Here is a 20,513-nt window from a genome sequence, read left to right on the forward strand (position 1 = left end):
TGTCGCCGGAATCCGGTTACCCTCGAATCGCCCCATCCGTTCGAACCGGTCAGGACCACGCGTGACACTCGATCAGAACTGGGATCGCATCCGCGACACCGTATCCCGCGCCGGACACTGCGCGATCGCCTCGGTGAATGCGGACGGTTCGCCGAATGTCACGCCGATCGGCACGGTGTTCCTGGGCGACACCGGGACCGGGTTCTATTTCGATCAGTACACCGAGGCGCTGGCCCGCAACCTGGACGCCGATTCCCGGGTGTGCGTGCTGGCCGTGGACAGCAGTCCGCTGTTCTGGTTCCGGTCTCTACTGACGGCGCGCTTCCCCGCCCCGCCCGGGGTCCGCCTCTACGGCACGGTGGGCGCGAAACGACCCGCCACCGACGAGGAACTGCGGCAGGTGCGGAATCGGGTGCGAATTCCCGTGCGCCTCAAAGGTGGCCGACTGCTGTGGTCGGATTTCAGCCACGTTCGGGATCTCACCTTCACCGACTATCGACCGGTTCGGTACCCGCACATGATGTCTCATCTCTGGCAGTAGTTGGGGGCCGAGCCGGTTCGCCGGGTTGGCACGATTCGACACTTCTCTGCAGGCGTCGGGCGTGCGAAAGTTGCTCGGCGAGTGGTGCGGATACCGACTCCGTGAGGTGAGGGCATGATGATCGCGTTGTGGGTGGCGCTGCCTTATGCCGCCATGCTGTCGTGCGCGGTCGGGCATGTCTGGCGGTATCGCCGCGATGGGTTCCGCGGGTATCTGTATGGGCCGCACATCGATCGAGCGCAGCGGGCCGGAATCGCGGCGGTGCGTGCCGGCTTCCCGCTCGTGTTCCTGGTACGGGTGGTGGAAATGCTTGCGTCCGGGCCGCATTCGCGACCCGGCCACGGTATCCAGCTGGTGCTGGCAGCCATTCAGGTCGTGGCCGTGCCGGTGACCATCGCGGGCGTGGCGCTCATCCTGATTCCGCCGCTGATCGACGCCGATGTCCGGCAGCGGGTGACCCCGGTGGACCGCATCACGCTGCCGCTGCTGGCGGCGGCGCTCATGTCGGCCGTGCTGGTGACCTTCGACGGCGGGTCCACCGACGGCCGATACCGCACCGCCGAAACGCTTTTCACCTGGGCGCGCTCGCTGATCGCCCTGCATCCGGAACCGGCGGTCATGAGCCACGCCCCGATCCTGTACCAGGCGCGTGGACTCATCGTGGTGCTGATCATCGCGGTCTGGCCCTACACCCGCCTGGCCGGCATCCTCACGGTCCCCGTGGTACGCGTCGTCCGCCAGGTCGCCGCCGCCCCCTATCGGTCGGCGCCGTCGGTCTGATCCTCGCGGACCGCGATTTCCGAGAAGTTGCTCCCGTTTTCTGAGTAATTCGAGTAATGCGGTACTCAGGGTACGGCCGCCGGGGATGGCAACACTCGGGCAATGGCGCGCATTTCCTCAGCCATTCCAGCCGGGACAAATGGGGCCGGGGGCCGAACAGATCGCTCTGCTGCATGACAGCGATCCCGGTGCCCGGGGGTCCGCCCGTCGAATTCGCGAGCAAGGAGCCTGCGGCGGCTGCGGCGCGGCTTGCGCGAGGCGCGGTGTCGTGTCCGGCAGCTCGGACGGCACTATTCGACTCTGGGATGCGGTATCCCGGCAGCCGATCGGCAACCCGCTGATCGGGCATCGCAGCGGCGTCAAAGGCGTTGGCTTCAATCCTGGCGGACGCGAGGTGCTCTCGGTCGGGGCCAGATCGACGACTACTACCGGCCGATGGCCCGCCGGTACACGCAGCGCACGGCACGCTGGCGCCGGTTGACGATAGCCCTGGGCATGGCGACCGCGCTGATCGCGGCCGCCGCCGCCACCCCGGGCACCGGACCCACCGCCCTGGCGCCCTGGTCGCGGTCCTCACCACGGCCACCGCCAATATCGCCGCCTACCTGACCGCCCAGCGCTACGACTACCTGGCCTTGACCTACCTGGCCGCCGCCCACCACCTGCAGAGCCTCGCCGACGACCGCGCCACAAGTGTGATCACCGACTGGCCCGCCTTCGACCGCCTGGATGGCCAAGTGGTCCGAACAGGACAGCGCCCGTTGAGAATCGGCCCGCGCCAACGGTGTGATCGTCCCGGCCCGCGGACCCCGGGCCGCTAGAGTCGGGCTCGACACGGTTGCCGGTCCCGACCCACGCCCGAGGGAGCCACCGACATGCACGATGACCGCCGGTTGATCGAAGACAGGCTCGGGCGAGTGCTCGACCGCATCGTCCCCGCCGTCTATCCGGAATCGGTGCCGCTGCGGGCTTCGATCTGGGCGGCGCCGGGCGAACCGGTGGCGGTCGCCGAGGGGCTGGCCGCGCCCCGGACGCCGACCGGGCCGGGCGCCCGCTGGGGTGCGCCGTGGGGCACCAGCTGGCTCACCGTCGAAGGGACGGTGCCGCCGAGCTGGGCCGGCCGGACCGTCGAGGCGATCATCGATCTCGGGTTCGACCAGGGCATGACCGGATTTCAATGCGAGGGCCTGGTGTATCGTGCCGACGGGGCCCCAGTGAAGGGGCTGCATCCGCGGAATCGGTGGGTACGCGTGGCGGCGCCCGCGGCCGGGGGCGAGCAGGTGCTGCTGCATGTGGAGGCGGCGTCCAATCCGGTCATCCCGTTCTTCGGGCCGACCGCGCTCGGCGATCGGGAAACCGCCGGGACCGAACCTCAATACCGTTTGGGCCGTATGGATCTCGCGGTGTTCGACGAGGAGGTCTGGCAGCTGGTGCAGGACCTCGAGGTGCTCGGGGAACTCATGCACGAGATGCCGGAGGATCCCGCGCGGCGCTACGATATCGTGCGGGCCATCGAGCGCGCACTCGACGCCATCGACCTCCAGCACGTGAACGCGGGCGCGAGCGCCGCCCGCGCCTGCTTGGCCGAGGCGCTGGCCCAGCCCGCCATTCCCTCGGCACACCGCATCTCCGCGGTCGGGCACGCGCATATCGACACGGCCTGGCTGTGGCCGTTGCGCGAGACGGTGCGCAAGGTCGCGCGGACCGCCGCCTCCATGACCGCCCTGCTCGACGACGACCCCGACTTCATCTTCACCATGTCCCAAGCGGCGCAATACGACCTCCTCAAACAGCACCGGCCCGAGATCTACGCGCGAGTCAAGGCGGCGGTGGCCGAGGGGCGGTTCGTGCCGGCCGGCGGCATGTGGGTGGAGTCGGATACCAACATGCCGGGCTCCGAGGCCATGGCGCGGCAGTTCGTGCACGGTAAACGGTTCTTCCTCGCGGAGTTCGGCATCGAGAACGAGGAGGCCTGGCTGCCCGACACCTTCGGCTTCGCGGCCGGGCTGCCGCAGATCATCAAGGCGGCGGGCTCCAGATGGCTGCTGACACAGAAGATCTCGTGGAGCCAGACCAACCAGTTCCCGCACCACACCTTCCTGTGGGAGGGCATCGACGGAACCCGCATCTTCACCCACTTCCCGCCCGTCGACACCTACAACTGCTCGATGCGGGGCCGCGAAATCGCCCATGCGGCACGGAATTTCAAGGAGAAGGGGCGGGCGACCCGGTCGCTCGCACCGACCGGATGGGGTGACGGCGGCGGCGGAACCACCCGCGAGATGGTCGCCAAAGCCGCCCGCATGCGCGATCTCGAGGGCGCGCCCACGGTCCGGTGGGACCGGCCCGCCGACTTCTTCGCCGCGGCCGAGGCCGAATACCCGAATCCGCCGGTGTGGGTGGGCGAGCTGTACCTGGAGCTGCATCGCGCGACCCTGACCAGCCAGGCCAGGACCAAGCAGGGCAATCGGCGCAGTGAGCATCTGCTGCGCGAGGCCGAACTGTGGGCCGCCACCGCGGCCGTGCGGACCGGGTTCGAGTACCCCGCCGCCGAGCTGGACCGGCTCTGGAAAACCGTACTGCTGCACCAGTTCCACGACATTCTGCCGGGCTCCTCGATCGCGTGGGTGCATCGGGAGGCCGAGCGCACCTATATCGAGGTCGCCGCCGAACTGTCGGCGATCATCGAACGCGCACAGTGGGCCCTGGGCGGCGCACGGTCGGGGCCGAACGTCTTCAACCCGGCGCCACACGCCTGGCGCGGAATTCCCGCCGGTGGCGCGGCGGCCGAGGAGCCGGGCCGGGACTGCACCGTGGCCGAGCGGACCGGCGGCGGGTTCGTGCTGGCGAACGGCCTGGTGCGGGCCGAGGTGGACGCGCGCGGACTGCTGGTGTCGCTGTACGACATCGAGCACGACCGGGAGACCCTGCCGCCGGGTGCGGCGGCGAACCTGCTGCAACTGCACCAGGACTACCCCAACTCATGGGATGCCTGGGATGTCGATCGCTTCTACCGCAACAGCGTCACCGACCTGGCCGGCGTCGACTTCCTTGCGGCGGAGACGGAGTCACCGGCATCGGTCGCGGTTCGCCTCGGGCGGTCCTTCGGGTCCTCGACGGTCGAGCAGACCCTCACCCTGCGATCGAACGACCCGGCCCTGGAGATCGCCACCTCCGTCGACTGGCACGAGACGGAGAAATTCCTCAAACTCGCGTTCCCCCTGGACATTCACGCGGACCGCTACGCGTCGGAAACCCAGTTCGGTCACCTCTTCCGCCCCACCCACACCAATACCAGCTGGGAGTACGCCAAGTTCGAGGCGTGCAATCACCGCTTCGTCCACCTGGCGGAACCCGGCTGGGGCGTGGCCCTGGTCAACGATTCCACCTACGGCCACGACCTCACCCGCGCGGTCCGGCCGGATGGGGGCGCCACCGTGACCGTGCGCGCCTCGCTGCTGCGTGCGCCGCGGTTCCCCGACCCCTGGACCGACCAGGGCACCCACCATTTCCGGCACGCCCTGGTCCCGGGCGCCTCGATCACCGATGCGGTCCGGGCGGGATACCGAATCAATCTGCCGCCCTTCACACCCGGCGTCGCCGAGCCGGTCGCCCCACTGGTTACCATCGACAACGACGATGTGGTGACCAGCGCCGTCAAACTCGCCGACGACGGATCCGGCGATGTGATCGTGCGCGTCTACGAGGCCGGTGGCGGTCGCGCCTCGGCGCTACTGACCCCCGAGTTCGCGACCACCGGCTACCACTGCTGCGACCTGCTGGAGCGACCACTGCCCGGTGAGACGACCGCGACGCCGGAGGGCCGCGGAATTCGATTGCGACTGCGGCCTTTTCAGCTGGTGACTCTCCGCTTCGGCCGTCGGTGACGCCATTTCGTTCCGAACTCCGAAAACCCATGTCCCACAGCCGACATGACTTATTCAGGTCGACCGCACATAGTTGAATCGCCGACCGCTCTGATCGAGCGAACTGAAATTCCCGACCACAGTCCCGGGCCCCGGGCAGATGAAGGCAGTACTCTTCACCATCGCCGTCCGATTTCCCGGCCGCGCGACATCCTCGCCACTGTCGGTCAAACGTAGAGTGGCCGAGAATCCGCCGGACGGAATGACCGTGTAGATGCCCTCACCGTTCCCGAGCCTGGCACTGCGGAAAGCGATTCCGCCCGTGCCGTCGAAACTCAGCACATTCGTGGAGTCCTCCGCCGCGGCGAACTCACCGCGATAGTCCCCGAGGCTCGCCCCGCACGATCCCGCGGCGATGCCGGCGGGCGCGGTGGCGGTCAGTGCGGCGGAAAAGGCCAGCGTGAGCGCCCCGGCGATGGCAATCCTCGAACCCGGCCCAGCGGTCATTCGGCTTCCTCCCGGTCGGACAACCCGGGTAGTGAACAATAGAATCGGGCAAATCTCCCGCAGACACGCCAGTTCGTCATCGAAACGTGCGCTGGTACGGCCCGTAAACCAATAGTCTGAATACGATCTATTCCGACCGATCAGTCTTTTTGCGCCGCAGCCGAATTCACAATCCTGAACATATGATCAGCAGGTCGGCGACATTCCGAGGCGACGTAGCCTCCCACGAATTGCATTGAGCTGGTTGTACCGTCGCATTCCATGACACGAAAGAAAGCCATCGGCCTGCTCGTGAGTGCATTCGTTTGTGCAGCCGTGTTCACCATGAACCCCTCCGCGGCGTGGGGTTCGGGTGACATCGGGACGCCCGATCCCGGAGCAGGGGCAGGGGCTCCCCACTCGTCAGTTCCCGCCGGCAATGTCCCGGCGGCACCGGCGCCGGAAAGGATCGTTCCGGTCCCGCCGCCCGCCGGTGGATTCCTCTGCCCGACTGCCTGACACATTCCCACGTCCGTCCACCCGTCCACTCCGGCTCGCCTCGTGCCGTAGCCCACGCGAGAAAGGCCTCCGGCACGAGCGGCTTCGGCCCTGGGGAATGCCGCCGCCGAGATCGAATCCGGCCGCAGTCACCCGATCAGGCCGCAATCGCCGAGGAGAGCTGCCGCAATGCGAGCTGCGGATCAGCGACATCCACGACCAGGCGGGTGATCTCCGACCCCGCCAGATCGATCAGCACGCCCTGACCGTCGAAACGCGTATCCCAGAACTCTTTCCGGCCCTTGCCCCGGAAGATGCCGGCGGCGATCACGCCCGGGAAGAACGTACCCGGCGCCCGCACCCACGGCGGGCGCAGATCCACCGGCGCGGGCGCGAGGGCGGTGACCTGCGACAGGTCGAAGCTCACGTGATCACGCAGCGCGAGCAGCCGATGAGCGCCGGTGACCCGCACCGTCGCAGTGGTTCCGGTGACCTCGATTTCGACCATTCCGCACCTCACGCGCTCGCCCGACACTGTTTCCGTCATCCACAGTGCCGGGCGATGCTGGTCGTAGCCTGAGCGTTTCCTGGCTCTTCTCTCAGGCTTTCACACTGCGGCCGGACGCCGTCCCGGCCGGTCCGCACGCCTTTCCGGTCAGCTCCGCGACCATGCGCTTCGCCTGCGCCAGCGCCTCCGCGCGCACCTCCTTCACCTCGGCCCTGCTGAGGCGCGGGAACGGCTGCTGCCCGGCGCGCGCCCGGGCCACCGACGCGACCCGCACACTCTGCTCGGCCCGGGTCCGGGCCTGGTCCAGCCGGCCGGCGATCATCTCGGCGAGGACGTTGTTGTTCGACATCGTTGTTCTCCTTGTTCCGGTGCCGGAGCTGGTGTTTCCGGCTACGAGAAGAACAATGACGCCCGCCGCTGACGAGCCACCGACAGCCCGCTGACCACGGCCGCGGAGGCCGCTGTCAGTCGGCAGGGAGGGTGACGCCGTCCTCGGCGGCCTTGGCGGCCACCTCCGCGGGGAAGATATTGCGGAACAGGTACAGGTCGCGGCCGAGCTTCCAGCCGGGGGCCAGGGCCACCGCATAGCGCTCGAAATAGCCGAGCTGCTTGCCCATCATGACCAGCTGCTGCGGGCCCGACGTGCCGCGGCGCTTGCCGAATTCCAGCAGGCGGGCCGAGACCACGCCGAGGTCGAGCTTGTCGAGGCTGCCCGAGAGCACCGGGCCCAGGGCCACGGCGAGCTGGCGGCCGATGGTGGCGTCGTCACCGCTGTCGTCGGCGACCAGATCCAGTGCGCGCAGGGCGCGGGCGACCGGGCGGAAGTCGTTGTCGATGGAGCTGGCGTAGAACAGGGCGCGCACGAACTCGCGCCACTCGGACTCCATCCGGCCGACGATGCCGAAATCGAGCATGGCGACCCGGCCGTCGTCGAGCAGCCACAGGTTGCCGGCGTGCACGTCACCGTGGAAGAGGCCGTGCACCGCGACCGATTCCATCCACGCCTTCACCAGGCGGCGGATCAGCAGCTCCGGTTCGGGGTGCGCCGCGCGAATATCGTCGAAACGGTCCAGGGGCATGCCGCGCATGCGTTCCATGCACAGCACCCGGGGCGCGCAGTACTCCCAATACACCTCGGGCACGGCCACGTTGGTGTTGTCGCCGAAGGCCGTCAGATGGTCGCGGGCGCGGGTCTGGTTGTCGGCCTCGATGAGGAAGTTCAGCTCGGCGACGGTCGCCTCGTACAGATCCCGCACCACCGCCTGCGCATTGGCGACGCGGGCGTTCTCCGACCGCTTCTCCAGGGTGCGGGCCAGCCGCATGGCCGCGCGCAGATCCACGATCATGCGGCGGGCGATCTCGGGCCGCTGCACCTTCACCACCGCGGGCCGGCCATCGGCCAGTACGCAGGCGTGCACCTGTGCGATGGAGGCCGCCGACAGCGGCTCGTCGTCGAACTCGCGGAACAGCTCCGAGATCGGCTTGCCCAGATCGGCTTCGATGATGGCGCGGGCGTCCGCGGCCGGAAAGGGCGGGACGTCGTCGAGGCAGCGCAGGCAGGCATCGGCCAGCTCGCGCGGGAACGCGCCCGGCGAGGACGCGATGAGCTGGCCCAGCTTCACGAACATCGGGCCGAGCGTCTCGAAACCGTTCACCAGGCCCTCGGCCGCGGCACGCTTGCGCTTGGCGGGACGCAGGCCGCCGCGCAGCACGCTGCCCACGACCGAGCCGCCCAGTACCGCACCGACCACGGCGGTTCGCCGCCATTCCGAGAACCCGAAGGTGTCGAGGTCGGGCCGGATCACCTCGGGCGTCCCCGCTCGCACAGTCATAGGTGAGCTCACGCGCCGCAGTGTATCGCTGACATTGCTAACACCGCGGCACAGGTTACCGACACGTTCAGTAGTTTCTGGTCCGCACCGCACGGTACCGTGGTCGGTCGAGCCGTGATCCGGCTCGACACGGGCGCGTTCGGGCCCACTCTGACTGTTGGCGGAAAGGCAAGACAGAGGTAATGACGGGTACAGCGGAAAAGCTGGCAGAACTGCGCAAGCTCCTGGAGATCGCCGAAGAACCCACCGGCGAGAAGGGCATCCAGAAGCGTCTTGCCAAAGGCGTCGCCAGCGCCCGAGAACGCGTCACGATGCTGCTGGACCCGGGCAGCTTCGTCGAGATGGGCGCGCTCATGCGCTCGCCCGGCCAGCCGAATGCCCTCTACGGCGACGGCGTGGTCACCGGGCGCGGCACCGTCGACGGCCGCCCGGTCGTGGTCATTTCGCACGACTCCGGAGTGCAGGGCGGCTCGGTCGGCGAGACCTTCGGCCGCCGCGTTCGGATCGCGATGGAATTCGCGTACAACAACGCGTGCCCGGTGGTCGTGATCAACGACTCCGGCGGCGCGCGCATCCAGGAGGGCGTCACGGCGCTGGCCTGGTACGCCACCATGTGCCGGCTGCAGGAGGACCTGTCCGGCTACGTGCCGATGGTCGCGGTCATGTTCGGCAAGTGCGCGGCCGGTTCGGTGTACGGGCCGGTGAATATGGATGTGCTGGTCGCCACCGACGACTCGTACATGTTCGTGACCGGGCCCGAGGTCATCAAGGGCATCACCGGCGAGGAGATCTCCGCCGAGGAGCTGGGCGGTGCGGCCGTCCAGGCCCGCAACGGACTGCTGCACCACGTGGCGAAGACCGAGGCCGACGCCCTGCGGTGGGCGCGCGAATACCTGAGCTACCTGCCGAGCAGCTGCCTCGAGCAGCCGCCGATCATCAACCCCGGCCTGGAGCCCGAGCTCACCGACTCCGATCGCGAACTGGACCGGATCATCCCGGATTCCGATCGCCAGGGCTACGACATGCACGAGGTGCTGCTGCGCATCTTCGACGACGGCGGGTTCCTCGAGATCGGCGAGGCCGCCGCGCAGAACCTCATCACCGGATTCGCCCGCGTGGACGGCCGGCCGGTCGGTGTCATCGCCAATCAGCCGATGGTGCTGGGCGGTGCTCTGGACGCGGCATGCTCGGACAAGGGCGCGTACTTCATCCGGCTGTGCGACGCCTTCAACATCCCGCTCGTCTACGTGGTCGACACCCCAGGCGTGCTGCCGGGTCTCGAGGAGGAGCGCAACGGCGTCATCAAGCGCGGCGGCCGTATGTTCCGCGCGCTCATCGAGGCCACGGTGCCGATCGTCACCATCGTGACCCGCAAGGCGTACGGCGGCGGGTACGCGGTCATGGGCTGCAAGCAGCTCGGCGTCGACATCAATCTGGCGTGGCCGACCGCCCGCATCGCGGTCATCGGCGCGGACGGCATGGTCACCGTCACCGGTAAGAAGACCCTCGCCGCCACCCCGCCCGAGCAGCGCGAGACCGTGCGCCAGCAGATGGTGGACTTCTACAACGCGCTCATCGACAACCCGTGGGTGGCGGCCGAGCGCGGTTACATCGACGCGGTCATCGAGCCGTCGGCCACTCGTCTCGAGATCCGCAAGGCGCTGCGCCTGCTGCGCGAGAAGGACGCCGTCCGCAAGCACAACCCGCGCAAGCACAACCTGTTCCCCATCTGAGAACCGTTGCCCGCGGTCAACATTCGTTGGGCGCGGGCACACCCTGCAGGCGCTGGTCCAGCCAGCTCAGCGATTCCGGATAGCCGGTGGCCGCGGCGATGAAGTGTTCGCCGAACACGCTGCGGTAGACCGCCGGGACGCCGAGTGCGCACTGTTCCTGGTAGAGGTTCTTCGCGCCCGCGGCGGGTACCCAGAACTCCTGCTCACCGTTGTAGATGAACAGCGGTACAGGCGATTTCCTCCCGTCCATGCGGGTGATGCTGTAGATCTCGTGCGCCAGATCGCTGTCCAGCGGGTCCGGGATGTTCGCCGCGACGTCGATCGGCAGCTGCAGCACGCCCGGCACCGCGAAGACCTCACTGCACTGGCTGTTGAGCGCCGACACCGCCGCCCACTGCCCCAGATGGTTCATGCGGGCCAGGATTTCGGGCCGCTCGCGGCCGATCCCGAAGACCGCGCTCAGGAACACCCCCGAGGCCAGATTGGCGTTCATGGAGTGCGCCAGCAGGCTGAAGTCCGCGGGCACTCCGCCCAGGGCCGCGCCGACCACCACGTCGGCCAGCTCGGGCGCGTACTCGGACATGAGCTTCACCGCGCCATTGGTGGCGATGGCCCCGCCGGAGTAGCCGATCATGCCGAACCTGCTGTCGCCCAGCTTATCCGGCAGCTGATTGCGGACCGCGCGAATGGCGTCGAGGATGGCATGCCCGGCCACGATGGGCTCGGCGTAGGCCATGCGCGGGCCCTCGTGGTCGGTGATCAGCACCGCGTAGCCGCGCAGCAGCGCCAGCTGGGTGGTGGGCAGGATGTACCCGGTGAAGTTGGAGGCCCGGGAGAAGCCGTGTGCGAGCGTGTAACTGGGGTTGCAGTCGCGGCCCAGCGCGTCGATGGGCAGATTGTTGACCACCACCGGCCGCTCCCCGGGCCCGGCCCAATCGCCCACCGGCAGCACCAGACTGGCGATGCCGTAGGAGGGCTCGTCGTGAGAGTCGTTGGTGCGGTACTTCAGCTGCAGCACCTGCCGCACGGGCACAATCAGTGTGGGTGCCGCCGTGGCGGTTACGTCGCGGACCGCGACGATATCGCCCGGGTCGACGCCGTCGAGCCCGTCGGGCCAGTCGTCGACGAAGGAGTCGCCGATGGCGGCGGGCATGGCCGCGGCCCGCAGCGCCGCCAAATCCGGTGGCAGCTGGGCGGTGTCGACCAGCGGCGAGTCCGCCGGGGCCGATGCCAGGGGCGGCGCGGGGATCACCTCGTCGATCCAGTGCTGGATGTCGGGCAATGCGGGCAGGGCGGGCAGGGCGATTCCGGGCGGAGCGGGTGGGATCGCCGGTGCTCCGGTGTCGGGTGTTTGCGCGAATCCCGGTGCGGCACCGTAACCGACGATCGTGCACCATCCGATCATCAAGGCACCGGCGATATTTCGCAGGCGACGCAGCACAACACCCCCACGGATCAGAACTGTCTTCGAACGGGCCGGCCCCGGGTCTCCCGCGCGCCCGAGCCTACTGGGACACTCTGATTCGCACTCCGGACTTGTCGGTTCGACGCCACATCGAGACCGGCCCGTGCCCGGAGTGTCGTCTCTCACATCCTCCGGCGCATCACCATGTCCAGCTGCGCATTGCTGATCTGGCGACCGGCATTGGACACCGAGGTGACCATGCAGCTGCCGAAGGAGCCGATCCGGTCGAACAGTGTCGCGACGCCGACCGCCAGGCCGCGCTCGCTGAAATGGCTGTCGGCCTGCACGCCGATCTCGGTGCCCTCGGGCTGGCGGGAAAGGCCCAGCGTCATATCGGTATTGATGAACCCGATGCCCTTGTCACCCCAGTTGGTCATCATGCTGGTGGCCTCGGCCACCACCCCGACCCGCACGAACGGGGTCAGCTCCTCGCCGGTCACCACCCGGATCGGGTTCTGCCAGGTGCGTTTCCGGAGATTGTTCTCGTGCTCGGTGGGCATCGAGCTCCACACCGGCGAGTCCTCCCCGCTGTTGAACAGCGGGGTCTGCGGCAGCGGCGAGGGCGGCGCGATCTCGAGCGACGGCGGCTGCGGCTCCCGCTCCCGGTGCCACAGCTCCCCCGGCGGCTGCTCGGCGGGCTGCAGCAGCACCGCGGTGGCGCGCGCGGCCACCGTGCCGCCCTGCACCACGCTCACGTCCGCGACCCGGATCCGGCGGCCGTCGCGCACCCGCACGGTCGGGGTGGTGGTGTGCTCGAAGCGCGCCGCGCTGAACAGGTCCACGGTCAGCCGCACCGGCACGAACCCGTCGGTGGCGTGCGCGCGTTCGAGCTCGCGGGCCAGCAGGCCGGTCAGGGCCGGGCCGACCACCTGCGCCGAGGACCACTGGCTCGCCGCGAACGGCGTCGGAAAGAAACCGCCGTCCACCTCGTCGAAATACGCGGGCACATCCACCACGGCACCGGCTCCCGTCCACTCAGGTTGATCGATCCACTTCTTTTCAGAGCTAACACACACGTGAAACCGGTATCAATCCAGGGCCCGCTGGCCGGGTCGATACAGGGCCCGCCGGCCGGGCCGGCGGCGGTTCCGGATTAGCCCGTGAGACCACGGGTACGCCATCGCTATGGTCCGCACCATCGACCGGCTGCTCGGCACCCTGACGCTCACCGTGCAGGTCCTGCAGGACAACGACATTCCCTGTGCGCTCACCGGTGACTGCGCGGTCTACGCGCGCGGCGGGCCGGTCACCGGCCCGCACTCCGAGGTCGATGTGCTGCTGCTGCCCGCGGACGTGGCCCGCGGGCAGCGTCTGCTGGCCGCCGCGGGACTGCGGCCGCCGCTGCCGGCCGCCGACGCCGAGCGGACCATGCTGTACGACCGCGATATTCGCGTCGATCTGGTGTTCCGCCCCAACTACCGTCCCGTCACCGATGAACTGCTCGCCCGGGCGGAGCGGCTGCCCATCGGGTCGATCGCCGTGCCCGTGGTGACCGTCGCGGACTTCCTGGTGGACGAGCTCACCGTGCCCGATCCACAGCGGCTGGATTTCACCCGGCTGCTGCACATCGCGCGGGAATTGCGCACCCAGGTCGATTGGGGGCGGGTGCGGGCCGAAACCGCGGCCTCGCCCTATGCGCGCGCGTTCCTCGGCCTGCTGGACGATCTGGGCATCACCGACGGCCGGTGTGAGCACGGATCTACAGCGGTGTGATTCGCCCGAACCGCCTCGGGTATCCGGTCGTTATCAGCTCTGCAATACCCCGGGAGAAAGGACAGTGTTGATGCCTGTCACTCCGCCCGCCTACGACGACACCCGTAATCTCCCGGGACCGATTCTGGCCGCGGCTGGAATCGTCGCGATCGCTTTGACTTTGACGACCGCCGGGTACGGCGCACTCAGCTGGAGCGCGTTGTGCGGGCTCACCGGCGCGGTGTGTCTGCGTTTCGGAATCGGCCTGATGATCATCGAACATCGCCGGCTCAAAGCCGCGATGCGGCGAGACTCCTCCCGTCAGGGAAGAGTTTGAGCGCCTCGAGGGCCGAGTTTGATCTTCCGCTAATTCCTGGATAAATCGGAACAGTCCATTCTCGCCGGAACTTTCGATCGGAAGTACTGGAAAAGCCCTGTTCGGGGGCGATTGCAACCTTTTGCCAACCCTCGTTTCGCAAACTCATAGCACACCGAAAACTACTCTGGCGCTGCGAATTCGATGTTGCAGATGTACTTGCATCTGCGCAATGCACGGTCATAGACTCATCGTGCAAGGCACCAATAAGGGGACAACCAGAGAGCCGAGCGGTGAATCACCGGCGATTCTTCGCCCACGGTTAGCCGTCGGCCTGGCGTCAGGGGCGTTCGAATGAATCAGCCAATCAACCTCAGCCGACTCGGGTTTGCCGACAGAAGTCAGCCGGAGCAAACCTATTCACGTGAGACGGCAACCGCTTTCGTCATCCGCCAGGTCGAATCCACTGGAGCGGCCACTCGGTATGACTTCGACATCGAGCGGATCGTCACCACGGCGCACGCCATGGTGAACGACTGGGATCTGCACTGCATGCAACCGGAGGCGTTCTGGCGCATCGCCTCCAGTTTCATCAGGCAGTAATCCGAATCCGGCCGTGCCGCAGGCCGACTCGTCAGGTCGACGGCACGCTGATAGGGGCCCCGCGAGGGGCCCCTTATCCATGTGTACGGACCTTCCGTCCGCGACTGGGGACCAGCCCGGAGCTCAGTCGAGCTCCGCAGCAATCCGCGCCAGCTCCTTGCGGGAGCGCTCCGGCGGCTCCGCCTGCACGCTCAGCTGATCCATGACCTGACGGTAGAGCTCCAGATCCTGGCGGCGATCCAGGTACAGCGCGCTGGTCAACTGCTCGAGGTACACGATGTCGGGGAGTTCGGTCTCGGCGAAGCGGAGCATGGTGAACGAACTTCCAGCAGCCGCATGGCCACCCGCCGCATAGGGCAGCACCTGTATGGTCACATTGGGCAATTTGGACATCTCGATGAGGTGCTCGATCTGGCCGCGCAGCACGCCGGGACCGCCCACCGGACGGTGCAGCACCGCCTCGTCCAGCACGGCCCAGAAACTCGGCGCGCCGTCGCGGGTGAGTAGCTCCTGGCGGCGCCGGCGCAGGGAGACGCGGCGCTCTCCATCCGCATCGTGCCCGAGGGCGACGATCGAGCGAGCGTAGTCCGGGGTCTGCAGCAGACCCGGGACCAGCTGACCCTCATAGGTACGAATGGATTTCGCCGCGTGCTCGAGGCCGAGATAGGTTTCGAACCAGGGCGGCAGCAGGTCGCTGTAGCGATGCCACCAGCCCGGCTGATTGGCCTTGCGAACCAGTTCGAGGAACTGCTCGCGCTCACCGGGATCGTCAACGCCGTACAGCGCCAACAGATCCCGGATATCGCGCTCCTTGAATCCGGTCCGCCCCAGTTCCAGACGACTGATCTTCGCGTGCGAACCGCGGATGTGGTCACCCGCCGCCTCCCGCGTAATACCGCTGAGTTCCCTCAGCTTCCGTAGCTGGCTGCCGACCGCGATACGCAGTGCAGTCGGGCCACGTTCGGCGACAGCGGAATCCGCTCGATCGTGGGCAACGGGTTCTGCGATCATGGGGTCCACTCCGATGCTCGGGTTTGCCGGCAGTGGACTCACAACCGCTTGTCGCGAACCACCGCGCCGATTGCCAATGCTACCGCTCAGCGCGCGAGGTCGTCGAATTCTCCACTCTTCGCGCCGCGCAGGAACGCGTCGATCTCGGGCCGCGTGTACACGATCAGCGAGCCCTCGGGGTCTCGTGAGTTGCGCACGGCCACTTGCCCATCGGCCATGGGAGCCATCTCCACGCAGTTTCCACTGGGATTGCTGAAGGTGCTCTTGCGCCACAACAGGTTCGAGCGATCGATCGGGGTTGCCGAGATGTTCGTCATTTCAGACTCCTTGCCAGTACCGCCCGCAGACGGTGGTCCCAGTACTTGCAAATGTTCGATCAGGTGTACTTACAGTTGCAACCGCAAGCACGACGATAGCACGCAGATTGCTCGCTTTCGATGCCTCGGAGTTGCACATCCTTTGCAACACAACAGGTTTGATCTTGGTTCACCGAAAGGACAAGCGAAGTTGCGAAGGATTTCAGACAATCCCGGCTAGCTGGTCCCGTTCGTCCGATTACTCCGGGAACCATGCGTCCGAAAAGTCACGTGACGCGGACATCCTGCGCGGGCAGTGGATTATCCTGCGGGGAAAGCGGATTCGACATCCCTGGCCACATCGGGTCGCATTCACAGAGATGCCGGGTCGCGTCCGCGGACAAACCGGCTCGTACCCAGGGAGACACCGGATTCGAGCGTGCAGATGTGCTTGCATCTGCACGATCCGAGCCCCTAAACTCGGTGGATCATTCTCCCAATCGGCCAGAGGCATCCCATGACACAGATGCTCGTCCGTTCCACCGATGTCGCAGCTCGCAACGACAGTCCCGGTGATTGTGCGGTCGAACCACGCACCCTTACCTATCGTCAGGCCCGCACCATCCTGCGCGCGCACGATCAGCACTTCGCGTGCCGGCAGTATCTGGCGGCCATAGCGTATCTGTCCGCGGACAACGACGTGGACTGAGTGCACCGGGCGCGCACTATTGCTTTCGCATGTGCACGCCCGATGACCGATCAGAGCGCGACTTCCCTTGCGCGGCACCGTCTCCGGCGAGTACTCCGGAGGTGGACATGCCATCACCTGGAAGAGCGCCGCGATGTTTCTTACTGCCGCCCACGAGTTGCTGACTCAGCTTCAGCACGCGCAGATCTTCAATCCGACTCCCGAGACGCCGCCGGTGGCCGACAAGCTGTTGCGCCTGGTCCGGTATTTCACCTGGTTCGTGCTGCTCTCCGGGGTGCTGGCCATCACCTACGCGGGTGGCCGCTTCGCCTGGGAGAAGTGGAGCGGCGGCGGGGTACAGGCGCCCAAGCAGGTCGCGGGCGCGCTCATCGGTGGCATTCTCGCGACGAGCGCGGGCACCATCATGAACGCCGTGATCGGGCAATAATTTCTGCCAAGCGGGGTTGTCTGAGACGAAACCGACCCGTCGGATTTGAAACGGGCGTGATCGGGTCGGTCCAGCCCCTTCAGGCCGTGGCGGCCACCTCGCTGGCCGACTCGGCCCCGGCCGCGCCGACCAGTTCCTCGAAGCGCGCCACCACCTTCCGGTGGTACATGCCGAACAGATCCTCGAACAGCGCCAGCTGCGCCTGGCTCGGCCCGCTGTCGGACTCCCACACCGCGACCAGCGCCCGCCACACCAGCACGTGCAGATCCGGCGAGACCGCGAAATAGGCCTCGACCGCCTCCGGCACCTCCAGCACCATCTCGCCGACGGAATTGAGCACCGCGCGCTGCACCGTGTGCCCGAGCGCGGTGAGCAGCCGGCGCAGCAGCCCGAGCTCGATGCTCAGCATGCGGTGCGGATCCGGGTCCGCGCCGCGCGCAAGGGTTTCCAGTTCGTCGATCTCGTCCTTGAGGACCGCCGGATCGAGGGCGCGCTCGCCGCCGGTGTACGCGAGCAGCGCCTCGAGCGCGATGCCGCGTTCCTCGTCGACGATATTGCCGAACATGTCGGCGGCGATCTCCGGATCCGGCATGGACAGCCGGAACAGCCGGCGGTACACATCGACGCCACCCTCGGCGCGCACATCCCGGATGACGAACCCCTTGCCGCGGTACGCGTCCACGAATCCGTAGGATTCGAGGCGGCCCAGAATCAATTGCGCCGTCGCACGATTCAGGTCGAATTCGTCGGCGACCTGTCGGACGGACGGCATCAGACCACCGGGCTCGTACTCCCCGGATGCCACGCGGCGTGCCAACTCGTCGGCAACGTCGGCGACGACCGTCCGGTCTCCCATCGTGTCACCTCTCCATAAATCCTCGACTACGTCCCAGACAGTCTAGGTGGTTGTTCGATCAACTGCACAAGTCTGAAAACTCGCAAGAGAAAGCACCGTACTGTTCAGTATCTTTACGAAATCCATACGGCACGGGGTTCCGATTCATGCGGTTTTCCGCCCTAGGCTCCGAGCGTGGTTTCACCGATCGACGTAGCCAAACGACTCGTGCTCGGACGCCCGTTTCGCAGCGATCGGCTCGGGGAGACCCTGCTGCCCAAACGGCTCGCGCTCCCCATCTTCGCCAGTGACCCACTATCGTCGGTCGCCTACGCCACGCAGGAGATCCTGCTCATTCTGACCCTGGGCGGGCTGGCCTACCTCCATTTCACCCCGGTGGTGGCCGCGGGCGTGGTGGTGCTGCTGGCGGTGGTGGCATTGTCGTATCGGCAGGTGGTGCAGGCGTATCCGTCCGGCGGCGGCTCCTACGAGGTGGTGGCCGAGAACCTGGGGGCGCTGCCCGGCCTGGTCGTGGCGGCGGCGCTGCTGGTCGACTATGTCATGACCGTCGCGGTATCGGTGGCCGCCGGAGTGGACAACATCATTTCCGCCATTCCGGATCTGAATCCGTACCGGGTGGCCGTCAATCTCGCCTTCATCGTTTTCCTGACCGCGATGAATCTGCGGGGGGTCCGGGAATCCGGGCGGGCTTTCGCGATTCCCACCTACGGATTCGTTCTCGGCGTGTTCGCGCTCATCGTGGTGGGGCTGGGCCAGACACTGCTCGGGCACACGCCGGTGGCGGAGAGCGCGCACTATCAGATTCACGCCGAGCAGGTCGGCCTCTCGACCGCGGGCGTGGCGTTCCTGCTGCTGCGGGCGTTCTCCTCCGGATGTACGGCGCTGACCGGCGCCGAGGCCATCTCGAACGGGGTGCCCGCGTTCCGGAAGCCCAAGGCGCTCAATGCCGCCCGCACCATGACCGCCATGGGCGTCATCGCCATCGCCATGTTCTCGGGCGTCACGGCACTGGCCATGATCACCAAGACCCGGGTGGTCGAAAATACCTGCGATCTCATCGGATTCGAGGGCGACTGCCGGACCGACGCGCAGAAGACCGTCATCGCGCAGATCTCGGCCGCGGTGTTCGGCGGGCACAGCGTCGCCTTCTACTACCTGATGGTGACCACGGCGCTGATCCTGATCCTGGCCGCCAACACCGCCTACAACGGCTTCCCGCTGCTGAATTCGATCCTGGCGCAGCGGCGCTACATGCCGCGGCAGCTGCACACCCGCGGCGACCGGCTGGCCTTCTCCAACGGCATCATTCTGCTGGCGGTGGTGGCCGGCGGGCTCATCTACGCTTTCGACGGGTCCACCACACGACTCATCCAGCTCTACATCATGGGCGTGTTCACGTCGTTCACACTGTGCCAGACGGGCATGGTCAGGCATTGGAACAAGGAGCTGAACACCGTCGACAGCCGGGCCGATCGCCTGCGAATCCACCGGGCGCGCTTCATCAATGCCTTCGGCGCCTGCTTCACCGGGGTGGTGCTGGTGGTCGTCATGATCACCAAATTCACCCATGGCGCCTACCTGGTGGTCATCGCCATGCCGGTGCTGGTGGCGATCATGTGGCTGATCCACCGGCACTACTCGTCGGTACGGGCCGAACTGGAGATCGACCGGGACGATCTGGAGACGCTGCCGGGGCGGGTGCACGCGCTGGTGCTGGTGTCGGGCTGGCACAAGGCGACCCAGCGCGCGGTGCAGTTCGCGCGCGCCACCAGGCCCGACACCCTGACCGCGGTGACCGTGAACGTGGACGACGCCGACACTCGCCACCTCGCCCGGGACTGGGAGATCTACCAGGTCGGGATTCCGCTGAAGGTCATCGAATCGCCGTATCGCGAAATCACCCGGCCGGTGCTGGAGGAGATCAAACGCCAGCGGAAGTCGCGGCCACGCGATGTGGTGAGCGTGTTCATCCCCGAGTACGTGGTCGGGCGCTGGTGGGAGAACCTGCTGCACAACCAGAGTTCGCTGCGGCTCAAGGCGCGATTGCTGTTCGAGCCGGGGGTGATGGTGACCAGTGTGCCGTGGCAGCTGCGTTCCTCGCACGCGCGGGCCTTGCCGCGGGAGGCGCACACGCCCGGTGAGATCCGGCGCGGTATCACCGGATCCGGCGACGCGGCCTGAGCGCTAGCACGCGAGCAGCTGGGAGACCGTGACGAAGCGGTAGCCCTGATCCTGTAGCGCCCGGGCGATGCGGGGAATGGCGGCGAGCGAGGGCCCGCCGGTCGCATACATGGTGTGCAGCAGGATGATCGAGCCCGGGCGCACCTTCGACAGGGTCTCCGCCACGATCTGGTCGGTGGTCGGCGCCTTGCCGGAGTCGGGCTCGACATCCCAGGTGACCGTGGTGCGATCGTGGCGGGACAGGTACCAGGGCAGGGCGAAGAGCTTCTTGCCGTTGGGCGGCCGGAACGTGATCGGGCCCTGGTAGCCGGTTTTCGCGATCTCGGCGTCGGTGCGCTCCACCTCGTCGCGGACGAAGCCGGGGGTCACGAAGACCATGCGCTGGTGGTGGTAGGTGTGATTGCCGATCTCGTTGCCGGAGGCGGCGATGGCCCGGCCCTGGTCGGGATGGGCGGCCAGTTCGCTGCCGATGAGATAGAAGGTGGCCGGAATGCCCGCGTCGGCAAGGGTTTTCAGGATTTCGGGGGTGCGCTCGCTGGGGCCGTCGTCGAGGGTGAGGGCGACGATCTTGTCGGTGGTGTCGACGCGTGGCACGATGCGGCCGGCCACCTGGTAGGTGCGTGAGTTCATCAGGGTGTACAACCCGACGGAGATCAGGGCCAGCACCACCAGCGTGAGCGCGCCGCCGATGAGCAGTCTGCGTTTCATCCCGT

22 protein-coding genes are annotated in these 20,513 nt (G+C 67.2%); 12 read left to right on the top strand and 10 right to left on the bottom strand.

Features of this window, described 5'->3' with window-relative positions; all coding sequences use genetic code 11:
- The first annotated feature begins 61 nt into the window (after positions 1 to 61).
- The 5 genes from AB0L60_RS21395 (at position 62) to AB0L60_RS21415 (ending at position 5,208) form a co-directional block, all read left to right on the top strand.
- Positions 62 to 541: a pyridoxamine 5'-phosphate oxidase family protein gene (locus tag AB0L60_RS21395; RefSeq protein WP_364616633.1), complete on the top strand. Its 480-nt coding sequence runs from the start codon at positions 62 to 64 to the stop codon at positions 539 to 541.
- A 114-nt stretch (positions 542 to 655) separates the two neighbouring features.
- Positions 656 to 1,321, top strand: coding sequence for a respiratory nitrate reductase subunit gamma (locus tag AB0L60_RS21400; protein ID WP_364616635.1), 666 nt, complete (start codon positions 656 to 658; stop codon positions 1,319 to 1,321).
- A gap of 139 nt (positions 1,322 to 1,460) precedes the next feature.
- The gene (locus tag AB0L60_RS21405; protein WP_364617012.1) at positions 1,461 to 1,802 is read left to right on the top strand and encodes a hypothetical protein; all 342 of its coding nucleotides are present in this window, start codon (positions 1,461 to 1,463) and stop codon (positions 1,800 to 1,802) included.
- Complete coding sequence (locus tag AB0L60_RS21410) at positions 1,690 to 2,142, top strand: hypothetical protein (protein WP_364617034.1); 453 nt, start codon at positions 1,690 to 1,692, stop codon at positions 2,140 to 2,142. The genes AB0L60_RS21405 and AB0L60_RS21410 overlap by 113 nt, the downstream gene beginning before the upstream one ends.
- 54 nt (positions 2,143 to 2,196) lie before the next feature.
- Positions 2,197 to 5,208 (top strand): glycoside hydrolase family 38 C-terminal domain-containing protein, encoded by a 3,012-nt coding sequence (locus AB0L60_RS21415; protein WP_364616637.1) that lies wholly within the window; start codon positions 2,197 to 2,199, stop codon positions 5,206 to 5,208.
- Between the two features lie 54 nt (positions 5,209 to 5,262).
- Here the strand turns inward: AB0L60_RS21415 and AB0L60_RS21420 are convergent, their stop codons facing one another.
- The 4 genes from AB0L60_RS21420 to AB0L60_RS21435 form a co-directional block, all read right to left on the bottom strand.
- On the bottom strand, positions 5,263 to 5,694 hold the full coding sequence (locus AB0L60_RS21420; RefSeq protein WP_364616639.1) for a hypothetical protein: 432 nt from the start codon (positions 5,692 to 5,694) through the stop codon (positions 5,263 to 5,265).
- A gap of 634 nt (positions 5,695 to 6,328) precedes the next feature.
- Entirely contained in the window at positions 6,329 to 6,679 is a 351-nt protein-coding gene (locus AB0L60_RS21425) for a hypothetical protein (protein ID WP_364616641.1), read from the bottom strand.
- Between the two features lie 91 nt (positions 6,680 to 6,770).
- Entirely contained in the window at positions 6,771 to 7,028 is a 258-nt protein-coding gene (locus AB0L60_RS21430) for a hypothetical protein (RefSeq protein WP_364616643.1), read from the bottom strand.
- Between the two features lie 115 nt (positions 7,029 to 7,143).
- Positions 7,144 to 8,511 (bottom strand): AarF/ABC1/UbiB kinase family protein, encoded by a 1,368-nt coding sequence (locus AB0L60_RS21435; RefSeq protein ID WP_364617014.1) that lies wholly within the window; start codon positions 8,509 to 8,511, stop codon positions 7,144 to 7,146.
- A gap of 182 nt (positions 8,512 to 8,693) precedes the next feature.
- Here AB0L60_RS21435 and AB0L60_RS21440 point away from each other — a divergent pair, with 182 nt between their 5' ends.
- Positions 8,694 to 10,244, top strand: coding sequence for an acyl-CoA carboxylase subunit beta (locus tag AB0L60_RS21440; protein WP_364616645.1), 1,551 nt, complete (start codon positions 8,694 to 8,696; stop codon positions 10,242 to 10,244).
- 16 nt (positions 10,245 to 10,260) lie between these two features.
- On the opposite strand, the gene AB0L60_RS21445 is transcribed toward AB0L60_RS21440, so the two are convergent.
- Both AB0L60_RS21445 and AB0L60_RS21450 read right to left on the bottom strand, forming a co-directional pair.
- Entirely contained in the window at positions 10,261 to 11,649 is a 1,389-nt protein-coding gene (locus AB0L60_RS21445; RefSeq protein ID WP_364617016.1) for a lipase family protein, read from the bottom strand.
- A gap of 182 nt (positions 11,650 to 11,831) precedes the next feature.
- Complete coding sequence (locus AB0L60_RS21450; RefSeq protein ID WP_354849857.1) at positions 11,832 to 12,665, bottom strand: acyl-CoA thioesterase domain-containing protein; 834 nt, start codon at positions 12,663 to 12,665, stop codon at positions 11,832 to 11,834.
- 169 nt (positions 12,666 to 12,834) lie between these two features.
- Between AB0L60_RS21450 and AB0L60_RS21455 the strand changes: the two genes are divergently transcribed.
- The 3 genes from AB0L60_RS21455 (at position 12,835) to AB0L60_RS21465 (ending at position 14,320) form a co-directional block, all read left to right on the top strand.
- On the top strand, positions 12,835 to 13,422 hold the full coding sequence (locus AB0L60_RS21455; RefSeq protein ID WP_364616648.1) for a hypothetical protein: 588 nt from the start codon (positions 12,835 to 12,837) through the stop codon (positions 13,420 to 13,422).
- Positions 13,423 to 13,492: 70 nt separating this feature from the next.
- Complete coding sequence (locus AB0L60_RS21460) at positions 13,493 to 13,738, top strand: hypothetical protein (protein WP_364616650.1); 246 nt, start codon at positions 13,493 to 13,495, stop codon at positions 13,736 to 13,738.
- Positions 13,739 to 14,071: 333 nt separating this feature from the next.
- Positions 14,072 to 14,320 carry a hypothetical protein gene (locus tag AB0L60_RS21465; RefSeq protein WP_354849849.1) on the top strand — a complete coding sequence of 83 codons (249 nt, stop codon included), beginning with the start codon at positions 14,072 to 14,074 and terminating at the stop codon, positions 14,318 to 14,320.
- A gap of 123 nt (positions 14,321 to 14,443) precedes the next feature.
- On the opposite strand, the gene AB0L60_RS21470 is transcribed toward AB0L60_RS21465, so the two are convergent.
- Both AB0L60_RS21470 and AB0L60_RS21475 read right to left on the bottom strand, forming a co-directional pair.
- The gene (locus AB0L60_RS21470; protein ID WP_354849846.1) at positions 14,444 to 15,331 is read right to left on the bottom strand and encodes a helix-turn-helix transcriptional regulator; all 888 of its coding nucleotides are present in this window, start codon (positions 15,329 to 15,331) and stop codon (positions 14,444 to 14,446) included.
- A gap of 86 nt (positions 15,332 to 15,417) precedes the next feature.
- A complete protein-coding gene (locus AB0L60_RS21475; protein WP_364616653.1) occupies positions 15,418 to 15,648 on the bottom strand; it encodes a DUF397 domain-containing protein in 231 nt (76 codons plus the stop codon).
- Between the two features lie 505 nt (positions 15,649 to 16,153).
- On the opposite strand from AB0L60_RS21475, the gene AB0L60_RS21480 reads away from it, so the two are divergent.
- Entirely contained in the window at positions 16,154 to 16,336 is a 183-nt protein-coding gene (locus tag AB0L60_RS21480; protein ID WP_364616655.1) for a hypothetical protein, read from the top strand.
- Between the two features lie 133 nt (positions 16,337 to 16,469).
- A complete protein-coding gene (locus tag AB0L60_RS21485; RefSeq protein ID WP_364616657.1) occupies positions 16,470 to 16,763 on the top strand; it encodes a hypothetical protein in 294 nt (97 codons plus the stop codon).
- A 79-nt stretch (positions 16,764 to 16,842) separates the two neighbouring features.
- On the opposite strand, the gene AB0L60_RS21490 is transcribed toward AB0L60_RS21485, so the two are convergent.
- Positions 16,843 to 17,619 carry a GntR family transcriptional regulator gene (locus AB0L60_RS21490; protein WP_364616659.1) on the bottom strand — a complete coding sequence of 259 codons (777 nt, stop codon included), beginning with the start codon at positions 17,617 to 17,619 and terminating at the stop codon, positions 16,843 to 16,845.
- Between the two features lie 174 nt (positions 17,620 to 17,793).
- Between AB0L60_RS21490 and AB0L60_RS21495 the strand changes: the two genes are divergently transcribed.
- On the top strand, positions 17,794 to 19,800 hold the full coding sequence (locus tag AB0L60_RS21495) for an APC family permease (RefSeq protein WP_364616661.1): 2,007 nt from the start codon (positions 17,794 to 17,796) through the stop codon (positions 19,798 to 19,800).
- Between the two features lie 3 nt (positions 19,801 to 19,803).
- On the opposite strand, the gene AB0L60_RS21500 is transcribed toward AB0L60_RS21495, so the two are convergent.
- Positions 19,804 to 20,508, bottom strand: coding sequence for a polysaccharide deacetylase family protein (locus AB0L60_RS21500; RefSeq protein WP_364616663.1), 705 nt, complete (start codon positions 20,506 to 20,508; stop codon positions 19,804 to 19,806).
- Positions 20,509 to 20,513 lie beyond the last annotated feature (5 nt).

This window comes from Nocardia sp. NPDC051981 (assembly GCF_040680715.1).
In the GTDB taxonomy this organism is placed as follows: Bacteria; Actinomycetota; Actinomycetes; order Mycobacteriales; family Mycobacteriaceae; genus Nocardia.